The 10,493-nt window shown below is 70.4% G+C and carries 8 protein-coding genes; 4 read left to right on the forward strand and 4 right to left on the reverse strand.

The genetic code is table 11. The features are described 5' to 3' along the window. Positions 1-39: 39 nt before the first annotated feature. The 3 genes from prpE (at position 40) to prpC (ending at position 4,340) form a co-directional block, all read left to right on the forward strand. Entirely contained in the window at positions 40-1,941 is a 1,902-nt protein-coding gene (gene prpE / locus D3A60_RS14275) for a propionate--CoA ligase (protein WP_119719459.1), read from the forward strand. A gap of 84 nt (positions 1,942-2,025) precedes the next feature. Next, positions 2,026-2,907: a methylisocitrate lyase gene (gene prpB / locus D3A60_RS14280; RefSeq protein WP_119719460.1), complete on the forward strand. Its 882-nt coding sequence runs from the start codon at positions 2,026-2,028 to the stop codon at positions 2,905-2,907. Positions 2,908-3,188: 281 nt separating this feature from the next. After that, on the forward strand, positions 3,189-4,340 hold the full coding sequence (prpC, locus tag D3A60_RS14285; protein ID WP_119719461.1) for a bifunctional 2-methylcitrate synthase/citrate synthase: 1,152 nt from the start codon (positions 3,189-3,191) through the stop codon (positions 4,338-4,340). A gap of 306 nt (positions 4,341-4,646) precedes the next feature. On the opposite strand, the gene D3A60_RS14290 is transcribed toward prpC, so the two are convergent. From D3A60_RS14290 to D3A60_RS14305, 4 genes are all read right to left on the reverse strand, one after another. After that, positions 4,647-5,105, reverse strand: coding sequence for a cell wall hydrolase (locus D3A60_RS14290; protein ID WP_119719462.1), 459 nt, complete (start codon positions 5,103-5,105; stop codon positions 4,647-4,649). A 459-nt stretch (positions 5,106-5,564) separates the two neighbouring features. Further along, positions 5,565-7,643 carry an NADPH-dependent 2,4-dienoyl-CoA reductase gene (locus tag D3A60_RS14295; protein WP_119719463.1) on the reverse strand — a complete coding sequence of 693 codons (2,079 nt, stop codon included), beginning with the start codon at positions 7,641-7,643 and terminating at the stop codon, positions 5,565-5,567. A gap of 78 nt (positions 7,644-7,721) precedes the next feature. Next, positions 7,722-8,744, reverse strand: coding sequence for a zinc-binding alcohol dehydrogenase family protein (locus D3A60_RS14300; RefSeq protein ID WP_119719464.1), 1,023 nt, complete (start codon positions 8,742-8,744; stop codon positions 7,722-7,724). Positions 8,745-8,777: 33 nt separating this feature from the next. Next, entirely contained in the window at positions 8,778-9,569 is a 792-nt protein-coding gene (locus D3A60_RS14305) for a DODA-type extradiol aromatic ring-opening family dioxygenase (protein ID WP_119719465.1), read from the reverse strand. A 298-nt stretch (positions 9,570-9,867) separates the two neighbouring features. Here D3A60_RS14305 and D3A60_RS14310 point away from each other — a divergent pair. Then, positions 9,868-10,493, forward strand: a 626-nt coding sequence (locus D3A60_RS14310) for an outer membrane beta-barrel protein (RefSeq protein ID WP_157981502.1), incomplete at its 3' end; no start/stop codon positions are given.

The raw sequence follows: 10,493 nt of genomic DNA on the forward strand, positions 1-10,493 counted from the left end.
GCGGCCGGACTAGCCTTCACGGACAGCTGCGGAGGCCGCATGACGACGCACCAGGAATTCCACCGACGCTCCGTCGACGAACCGGAGGCGTTCTGGGCCGAGCAGGCGCAGGCGATCCACTGGCACGTCGCTCCGCGGCAGATCCTCGACTATGCGAACCCGCCGTTCCGGCGCTGGTTCGTCGGCGGCCAGACCAACCTCTGCTACAACGCCGTCGACCGGCACCTGGCCGCGCGCGGCGACCAGCTCGCGCTCGTGGCGATCTCCAGCGAAACCGGCGTCACCCGCGAGGTCAGCTACCGCGAGCTGCACGCCGAGGTGAATGCGTTCGCCGCGGTGCTGCGCTCGCTCGATGTCGGCCGCGGCGACCGCGTGGTGATCTACATGCCGAACATGGCCGAGGCGGTGTTCGCGATGCTGGCCTGCGCGCGGATCGGCGCGGTGCATTCGGTGGTGTTCGGCGGGTTCGCCGCGCACAACCTTGCGCTGCGCATCGACGACGCGACGCCGAAGCTGCTCGTCTGCGCCGACGCCGGCATGCGTGGCGGCAAGGTGATTGCGTACAAGCCGCTGGTCGACGCCGCCTGTGCCGAGGCCGCGTCGCCGCCGCCGCGGGTGCTGGTCGTCAGCCGCGGCCTCGATCCGGATGCTGCGATGACGCCCGGCCGCGACGTTGCCTACGCGCCGCTGCGCGCGCGGTTCGACGGGGCGCAGGTCGACGTGGAGTGGCTCGAATCGAACGAGCCGAGCTACCTGCTGTACACGTCCGGCACGACCGGCAAGCCCAAGGGCGTGCAGCGCGACGTCGGCGGCTACGCGGTGGCGATGGCGCTGTCGATGTGGTCGATCTACGACGTGCGCGCCGGGCAGGTGATGTTCTCGACGTCCGACGTCGGCTGGGCGGTCGGCCATTCGTACAACGTCTACGGCCCGCTGATCGCCGGCGCGACGTCGATCCTCTACGAAGGCCTGCCGACGAACCCGGACCCCGCGGTGTGGTGGGGCATCTGCGAGCGCTACGGCGTGCGCACGATGTTCTCGTCGCCGACCGGCATCCGCGTGCTGAAGAAGCAGGACCCGTCGTGGCTGCGCAAGCACGACCTGTCGGCGCTGAAGTGGCTGTTCCTCGCCGGCGAGCCGCTCGACGAGCCGACCGCGCAGTGGGTCACTGAAGGCCTGGGCAAGACCGTCATCGACAACTACTGGCAGACCGAGACCGGCTGGCCGGTGCTCGCGCTGATGCCGGGCCTGGACCTGCAGCCGGTGAAGTTCGGCTCGCCGGGCCTGCCGATGCCCGGCTACAACCTGCGCGTGATCGACGACCAGACCGGCGCCGACGTCGCGCCGGGCGAGAAGGGCGTGCTGGTGATCCAGCCGCCGCTGCCGCCGGGCTGCATGACCACGATCTGGAACGACGACGCGCGCTTTGTCGCCAGCTACTTCAGCCACTTCAACGAGCTGCTGTACAGCTCGCTGGACTGGGCGATCCGCGACGCCGACGGCTACACGTACATCCTCGGCCGCACGGACGACGTCATCAACGTCGCCGGGCACCGGCTCGGCACGCGCGAAATCGAGGAGTCGTGCTCGACCTACGCCAGCGTCGCCGAGGCGGCCGTGGTCGGCGTCCACGACGAACTCAAGGGCCAGGTGCCGGTGGTGTTCGCGACGCTGAAGCAGGGCGGGACGGGCGAGACCTCGGGCGAGGCGGCCGCGCGCATCCAGCAGCGCGTGGTCGAGCAGCTCGGCGCCGTCGCGCGGCCGGCGCGCGTGTACGTCGTCAACGCGCTGCCGAAGACCCGCTCGGGCAAGCTGCTGCGCCGCTCGATCCAGGCGCTGGCCGAGGACCGCGACCCGGGCGACCTGTCGACGCTCGACGACCCGGGCGCGCTGGACGAGGTGCGGCGCGCGCTCGGCCGCGGCGCCGACGCCGGTGGGTGAGGGCGGCGACCCCGCCCCGCCAGGCCCGCGCCGCGGGCCGCGCCGTCGCGGTCGGCTAAAATGGCCGCTTCACCAGGAGACGCCATGACTTCGACTTCCGCCGGCGCGCGCTTTCGCGCCGCCCTCTCCGACGAAACTCCGCTGCAGGTGATGGGCGCGATCACCGCGTACGCCGGCCTGATGGCCAAGCGCACCGGCTACAAGGCGCTGTACCTGTCCGGCGGCGGCGTGGCCGCGAACTCGCTCGGCATGCCGGACCTGGGCATCAGCACGATGGAAGACGTGCTGACCGACGCGCGCCGGATCGTCGACGCCACCGGCATGCCGCTGCTGGTCGACATCGACACCGGCTGGGGCGGGGCGTTCAACATCGGCCGCACGATCCGCTCTTTCGAGCGCGTCGGCGTCGCCGCCGTGCACATGGAGGACCAGGTCGGCCAGAAGCGCTGTGGCCACCGTCCGGGCAAGGAAGTCGTCAGCCGGGGCGAGATGGTCGATCGGGTCAAGGCCGCGGTCGATGCACGCACCGATGCGTCGTTTGTGATCATGGCGCGCACCGACGCGGCCGCGGTCGAGGGCGTCGACGCGGCGATCGAGCGCGCGGTGGCCTACGTCGAGGCCGGCGCCGACATGATCTTTCCCGAGGCGATGGGTTCGCTCGACGACTACCGCCGCTTTAAGCAGGCGGTGAAGGTGCCGATCCTGGCCAACCTCACCGAGTTCGGCGGCACGCCGTTCTACACGACCGACGAACTGCGCGAAGCAGGCGTCGACATCGCGCTGTACTGCTGCGGTGCGTACCGGGCGATGAACAAGGCCGCGCTGCACTTCTACGAGACCGTGCGGCGCGACGGCACGCAGAAGCACATCATCGACACGCTGCAGACGCGCGCCGAGCTCTACGACTTCCTCGGCTACCACGCCTACGAAGACAAGCTCGACGCGCTGTTCGCGCAGGACAAGTGAGGTCACGCGGATGGCCGGCGGGCTCGTGATCCGGAATGGTCGGCCGACGGAGCGCACAGGTCCTCTCGATACGGAGTCCCCCTGTCACCTCTCCGCCGGCGCGTCCGTCCGCCCGCGGACCGCGGCGGGCTCGATCCGGCCCGCCGCGGTCATGGCGACGCTGTCGTCGCCCGGCTTGATTGCCCGCGTTGCTGCTATCCCTTCTTTCATCGATAACGCCGGCGCACGACCCGACCGGACACCCCGGTCCGCGACGCCGGATCCATTCCAGGAGACCGTTCATGAGTGACTCTGCCCAGGTGCTGCCGAAGGCCAAGAAGTCCGTCGCCCTCAGCGGCACCGCCGCCGGCAACACCGCGCTGTGCACCGTCGGCCGCAGCGGCAACGATCTGCACTACCGCGGTTACGACATCCACGACCTGGCGACGAAGTCGACGTTCGAGGAAGTCGCGCACCTGCTCGTGCACGGCACGTTGCCGACGTCGTCCCAGCTGAAGGCCTACCGCACCAAGCTCAAGCGCCTGCGCGGCCTGCCGGCGATCGTCGCCGAGGCGCTCGAGCTGGTGCCCGCCAACGCGCATCCGATGGACGTGATGCGCACCGGCTGCTCGGTGCTCGGCACCGTGCTGCCCGAGCGCGAGGGCCATCCGGCGTCGGAGGCGCGCGACATCGCCGACAAGCTGATCGCCAGCTTCGGCTCGATGCTGCTGTACTGGTGGCACTTCACCCGCAACGGCCGGCGAATCGACGTCGAGACCGACGACGACACGGTCGCGGGGCATTTCCTCCACCTGCTGCACGGCGAGCCGCCCAGCGACCTGCACGCGCAGTCGCTGGACAAGTCGCTGATCCTGTACGCCGAGCACGAGTTCAACGCGTCGACCTTCACCGCGCGCGTGATCGCCGGCACCGGCTCGGACCTGCACTCGTGCATCACCGGCGCGATCGGCGCGCTGCGCGGCCCGAAGCACGGCGGCGCGAACGAAGTGGCGATGGACATCATCAGCCGCTATGCGACGCCTGACGAGGCGGAAGCCGACATCCGCGCGCGCATGGAGCGCAAGGAAATCGTCATCGGCTTCGGCCACCCGGTCTACACGATCGGCGACCCGCGCAACCCGATCATCAAGGCGATCTCGAAGACACTGTGCGAGAGCGGCGGCAACCGGACGCTGTTCGACGTGTCCGAGCGGATCGAGACGCTGATGATGGACACCAAGAAGATGTTCCCGAACCTCGACTGGTTCAGTGCATCGGCGTACCACATGATGGGCATCCCGACGCCGATGTTCACGCCGCTGTTCGTGATCGCGCGGACCACCGGCTGGAGCGCACACGTGATCGAGCAGCGCGAGGACGGCAAGATCATCCGCCCGAGCGCGAACTACACCGGTCCCGAGGACCGCGCCTACGTGCCGATCGACAAGCGCTGACTCGACGCTGCATCGCCGGCACCTTCATCGTGCCGGCCCGACGCGCGCCCCGGGCTCTGCCTGGGGTGCGCGTTTTCGTTTCGGGGAGGGGCCGTCAACCGCCCGGGCATCGGCTGCGAATGCGCACCCGGCTCGCCACGGCATCGGCGCCGGACGTTCCGGCGCCAGTTGCGGTCGGGCATCGGTACGGTCGTGCGGTGTCCTGGCGATCACCGTGCGCCGTGGGCGCGGCGTGTCGGGTCCGATCCGATCGGATCAGAGCGGCGATCAGGATCGACGATCAGGAGCGGCGATCAGGAGCGGCGATCAGGAGCGACGCGGCTTCAGCGACTGCACCTTGAAGAAGGTGTGGCCGTCGATCGTCGCCACCTGGTATGCGGTGCGCCAGGACGGCTGGGCGATCGCGAGCGCGGCGAAGTGGCTGGCGCCGGGGACGATTTCCTTGCGCTCGCCGACCGGCAGCGCCCAGTTGCGCTCGGCGTCGAGCGCGATCGTCACGGCCTCGGCCCAGGCCTCGGTGTTCCGCAGCCGGGTGTTCGGCGACACGATCGTTGGGGCGAACTGCTTGCGGGCGGTCACCACGTCGCAGACGGTGTCGCCCCAGAGGCCGCTGTCACGGCGGCGCAGGGCGACCTCGGCGACGGCCTGCTGGCCACGGACGGACTGGTCGCGGGCCTCGAGGTACACGGTGGTGCTCAGGCACAGCGAATCGGCGGTTTGCGGCGGCAGCACGGAGGCCAGCCACATGATCCAAGCCAACTTCATGAACGACTCCTTGCTCCGTTGCGCCGGCCGCACTGTGATGACCGCCTGGTGAAAAGGACGGCAATCGCGGGCGGATCCGGCATGGCGTACTGGGGAGGGCGGCGGCTCTGCGGCGCGCTTGGCCCCGGTCACCGGCCGCAGCAGCGGCGAGCCGGTGGAGGGTTCCGCCCAGGCCGGGGCGGAGAAAGTGGGCGCACCCTAGCGGCGGATTCCTAAACGTCGCCTGAACGCTGAAACGCTAAGTGACGGATTGAATTGAGGTTTTTGATCTGAACAGGCCGCTGGAAGCCGCGTCCCGCCAGCGTTTCAGCGTGTCAAGGGAGTGTGCGGGCCGTCACGAACGCATACCCCCAGAGCTTGGGGTCGGCCAGGCCGGGAGGGGCGAAATGCGCCGGATCCTCCCCCGATCGGGGGAGGGTCGCGTCTGGCGACGGGCGGCCCAGGGCGGCTTCGCTGCCGTCAGAGCGCCGCGGCGAGCCGGCTGCCCTGGTCGATGGCCCGCTTCGCGTCGAGCTCGGCCGCGACGTCGGCGCCGCCGATCACGTGCACCGCTACCCGGCCAGCCAGCTCCGCGGCGAGCGGCTTGAACGGCTCCTGCCCGGCGCAGACGACCACGTGGTCGACCGGCAGCGCATAGGCCTGGTCGCCGACCCGCACGTGCAGGCCCGCCTCGTCGACCCGCTCATAGGTCACCCCGCCGAGCATCTGCACGCCCTTCGCCTTCAGCGTGGCCCGGTGTATCCACCCGGTGGTCTTGCCGAGCCGCGCCCCCGGCTTGCCGGGGCTGCGCTGCAGCAGCCAGACCTCGCGGGCGGGCGGCTCGGGCTCGGGCTCGGCGAGGCCGCCGCGGTTGCCGTCATAGCGCAGGTCCACGCCCCATTCGGCGCGCCAGCGGTCAGGCGCGAGCGTGGTCGATGCGCCGTCGTGGACCAGGAACTCGGCCACGTCGAAGCCGATCCCGCCGGCGCCGATGATCGCGACCCGGCGGCCCGGCACCACGCGCCCGGTCAGCACGTCGAGGTAGCTGACGACCTTCGGGTGGTCGGCCCCCGGAAAGTCGACCGCGCGCGGCGCGATGCCGGTGGCGAGCACGACCTCGTCGTAGCCGGCGAGCGCGGCGGCGTCGGCGCGGGTCTGCAGCCGCACGTCGACGCCCGTCTCGTCCAGCCGCGCGCGGAAGTAGCGCAGGGTCTCGTGGAACTCCTCCTTGCCGGGGATGCGCTTGGCCAGGTTGAACTGGCCGCCGATCTCCGTGCCGGCATCGAACAGCGTCACCCGGTGGCCGCGGCCCGCCGCCACCGTGGCGCAGGCGAGGCCGGCGGGCCCGGCGCCGACGACCGCGACGCGCTTGGGGGAGGGCGTCGGCAGGTAGTTCAGTTCGGTCTCCGCGCACGCGCGCGGGTTGACCAGGCAGCTGGCGGTCTTGTTCTCGAACACGTGGTCGAGGCAGGCCTGATTGCAGGCGATGCAGGTGTTGATGCGGTCGGCGCGGCCGGCGCGCGCCTTGGCCACCCACTGCGGGTCGGCGAGCAGCGGCCGCGCCATCGAGACCATGTCGGCTTCGCCGCGCGCCAGGATGCCCTCGGCCACGTCGGGCATGTTGATGCGATTGGTCGCGACCAGCGGCACGCGGACCTCGGGCCGCAGCCGCGCCGTGATGCCCGAGAACGCGGCGCGCGGCACCGACGTGGCGATCGTGGGGATGCGCGCCTCGTGCCAGCCGATGCCGGTGTTGATGATCGTCGCGCCAGCGGCCTCGACCGCGCGCGCCTGCGCGACCACTTCGTCCCAGCGCGAGCCGTCGGCCACGAGGTCCAGCATCGACAGCCGATAGATCAGGATGAAGTCCGGCCCGCAGGCCTCGCGGATGCGGCGGACGATTTCCACCACGAAGTTCAGGCGTCGCGCCGCGTCGCCGCCCCACGCGTCGGTGCGGTGGTTGGTGCGCGGCACGGTGAACTGGTTCAGCAGGTAGCCCTCCGAGCCCATCACCTCGACGCCGTCGTACCCGGCCTCGCGGGCCAGCACCGCGGTGCGGACGAAGGCCCGTATGGCCAGATGCACGTCGAAGCCCGACATCGCCCGCGGGGTGAACGGATTGATCGGCGCCTTGAGCCGGCTCGGCGCGACCTGCAGCGGGTGGTAGCCGTAGCGGCCGGCATGCAGGATCTGCAGGCAGATGCGCCCGCCGTGCGACTGCACGGCGCGCGTGACTTGGCGGTGCTTGCCGGCCTGCCACGGCCAGCGCAGCGTGCCGCCGAACGGCTTGAGCCACCCGGTCATGTTTGGCGAAAAGCCACCGGTGACCATCAGGCCCACCCCGCCTTCGGCGCGTTCGGCGAAGTACGCGGCCAGCTTCGGGAAGTCGGCCGCGCGGTCCTCGAGGCCGGTGTGCATCGAGCCCATCAGCACCCGGTTGGGCAGCGTGCAGAAGCCCAGGTCGAGCGGTGAGAGCAGGTGCGGGTACGGCGAACGCTCCGCCGGATCGACGACCGGGTCGCGGTGCGGGGAAGCGGAACTCGGGGCGTCGGCCGTCATGCTCGGGATACGCGGGCGTATGGAGCGGGCACGATGCCGGGAAAGCCCCCGCCTTACAAGCGGGCCCGGACGGCTGCGTCAGGTCCAGCCGGCCAGGGCGAGCTTGCCGATCGTGGTGCCGGCATCCATGCGACGGTGCGCCTCGCGCAGGTGGGCGGCGTCGATCGGACCGAGCGTCTGGGTCCACGTGCAGACGAGCTCGCCGGCATCCACCAGCGCCGCAACGCGCGCGAGGATCTCGCCCTGCCGCGCCATGTCCGCGGTGCGGTGCTTGGCGCGGGCGAACATGAACTCCCAGTGCAGGCTGATGCCCTTGTCCTTGTACGGGTCGCCGATGTCCACCGACGCGCTCGGACCGACGACGAGACCGATGCGGCCGAGCGGCGCGACGACCTCGCCTATGGCCTGCCAGTACCGGTTCGTGTCGGCGAGGTTCAGCACCGCATCGACCTGGCGATGGCCGACCGCCTCCAGCTGAGGCCCCAGCGCCTGGCGGTGGTCGATCACGTGGTGCGCGCCCATCCGCCGGCACCACGCGACCGTCGCATCGCGCGAAGCGGTGGCGATGACGGTGAAGCCCGCGCGCCGCGCGAGCTGGATCGCGATCGAGCCGACGCCGCCGGCGCCACCGATGACCAGCAGCGAATGGCCGACGCCGCCGCGTTCGGCATCGAAGCCCATCCGTTCGAACAGCAGCTCCCACGCGGTCAGCGCGGTCAGCGGCAGCGCGGCGGCCTGCGCCGGGTCCAGCGACGTCGGCGCCAGTGCGATCAGCCGCGCATCGACGAGCTGACGCTGCGCGTTGCTGCCCGGGCGGGTCACGTCGCCGGCGTAGTAGACGCGGTCGCCGACGTCGAACGACGTGACCGCATCGCCGACGGCCTCGACCACGCCGGCCGCATCGAAGCCGAGCACGCGGGGGCTGGCCTCGACGGCGGGCTTCGGCGCGCGCAGCTTGGCGTCGACCGGGTTGACCGAGATGGCGTCGACGCGCACCAGCACGTCGTGGCCGGACGGTGCGGGCGGGTCGGGCAGTTCGACATCGACGAGCGCGTCCGGATCGTCGATCGGCAGGTAGCGGGTCAGGGCAACGGCTTTCATTGCGGCGGGTCCGGGCAGGGAAGGGAAGGGGAATCAGTCGAAGGCGAACGCATCGAGCGCGAGCGAGCCGAGCTGGTGCGATCGGTGCAGGACGCGCGGCTCCGGTGCCTCGCCGGCCGCGCCAAGCGCGACGAACAGCGGCATCAGGTGCTCGACGGTGGGGTGCGAATGGCGTGCATTGGGCGCCTGTTGCTGCCAGTCGACGAGCGCTGCCCAGTCGCGCGCAGCGATCGCGGCGTGCATCCAGTCGCTGAAGGCGAGGGCCCACGCGGGCAAGGGTGCGTCGCGGTGCGCCCAGTCGAGGTCGCCGAGGTTGTGCACAAAGCCGCCGGACCCGACGACGAGCACGCCTTCATCGCGCAGCGGCGTCAGCGCGCGGCCGATCGCGATGTGGGTGGCCGCGTCGGCATCCGGCAGCACCGACAGCGGCACCACCGGAATGTCCGCTTGGGTATACATGCGGCGCAGCGGCACCCACACGCCGTGGTCCAGTCCGCGCGCCGGCTGCAACGATGCGCCCAGGCCGGCGTCCTCGAGCCGCGCGGCGATGTCCGCCGCCAGGTCCGGATCGCCGGGCGCCGGATAGACGATGTCGTACAGCGGCGCGGGAAAACCGTTGAAGTCGTGCACGGTCGCTGGCCGCGGGTGCGCGCCGACCGCGGCGCGCGCGCTGGCGTAGTGCGCGCTGGCCACGACGATCGCACGCGGTCGAGGCAGCGCATCGCCAAGGCCATCGAGGAAGCGCCCGGCAGGCGAGTCCTCCACCGCGAGCAGTGGTGAGCCATGGGACACAAACAGCGCAGGCAGACGAGTGGGGGCGTCCATCCCGGCAGCGTGCGCCTGTCAGGCGTCGCAACCAAGGCCTGCGGGTGACCCGCCGGGTGAGCGTTCCCATCAATACGGGAGAAGCGCTGTGCGTGCACATCCGCGCGACGTCCCTTAATGCCAAATGACGCGAGTCGAACGGTTCACGGAACTTCGACAGAAGTTAGATCGCTGTTAACACTGCTTTCACAACGCCGAACCTAGGCTGCGCCCCGATGGCTTGAATCCCCGTAGCCGTCTTGCACGGTGAACACCACGAAGCCGCGGTTTCACTTCGATCTATCAAGGAGACAGATAAATGAACAAGAAACTCCTCTGCGCCGCTCTGCTGGGTGGCCTGAGCGTGGCCGGCGCGGTGAACGCGCAGGACTTCGACGACCGCTGGTACCTGACGGGTTCCGCCGGTTTCAACATCCAGGACAACGACCGCGGCACGCGCAACGCGCCGTTCGGTGCGATCGGCCTCGGCAAGTTCATCACGCCGAACTGGTCGATCGATGGCGAGCTGAACTACCAGAACCCGAAGGTCGACCGTAACCAGGACCTCAACTGGAGCCAGTACGGCCTGTCGATCGACGCCCGTCGCCACTTCCTGGTCGACGGCCGCGGCTGGAATCCGTACATCGTGATGGGCCTGGGCTACCAGCGCGCGGAAGAGGAATACGACAACTTCCCGAACCCGAACTCCCCGGCGCAGCGTGAAGACGGCCACCTGGCCGGCAAGATCGGTGCCGGTATCCAGAGCTCGTTCGCGAACAAGCGTGCCGCGATCCGCGCCGAACTGGCCTACCGCATCGATGCCGACAACGACAGCATCGGCGCGTTCCTGAACGACGACGTCCCGCAGGACGACGGCGAGGACTACTTCGGTGACGTGCTGGCTTCGGTCGGCGTGATCATCCCGCTCGGCGCCCCGGCTGCTCC

Origin of the sequence: Cognatilysobacter tabacisoli (genome assembly GCF_003586305.1) — a bacterium.
GTDB lineage: Bacteria > Pseudomonadota > Gammaproteobacteria > Xanthomonadales > Xanthomonadaceae > Cognatilysobacter_A > Cognatilysobacter_A tabacisoli.

What these genes read in the sequence shown, in the direction of transcription:
- prpB (WP_119719460.1), top strand. Translation starts at nt 2,026, where the DNA reads ATGACTTCGACTTCCGCCGGCGCGCGCTTTCGCGCCGCCCTCTCCGAC.
- D3A60_RS14305 (WP_119719465.1), bottom strand. Translation starts at nt 9,569, where the DNA reads ATGGACGCCCCCACTCGTCTGCCTGCGCTGTTTGTGTCCCATGGCTCA.
- D3A60_RS14300 (WP_119719464.1), bottom strand. Translation starts at nt 8,744, where the DNA reads ATGAAAGCCGTTGCCCTGACCCGCTACCTGCCGATCGACGATCCGGAC.
- prpC (WP_119719461.1), top strand. Translation starts at nt 3,189, where the DNA reads ATGAGTGACTCTGCCCAGGTGCTGCCGAAGGCCAAGAAGTCCGTCGCC.
- prpE (WP_119719459.1), top strand. Translation starts at nt 40, where the DNA reads ATGACGACGCACCAGGAATTCCACCGACGCTCCGTCGACGAACCGGAG.
- D3A60_RS14295 (WP_119719463.1), bottom strand. Translation starts at nt 7,643, where the DNA reads ATGACGGCCGACGCCCCGAGTTCCGCTTCCCCGCACCGCGACCCGGTC.
- D3A60_RS14290 (WP_119719462.1), bottom strand. Translation starts at nt 5,105, where the DNA reads ATGAAGTTGGCTTGGATCATGTGGCTGGCCTCCGTGCTGCCGCCGCAA.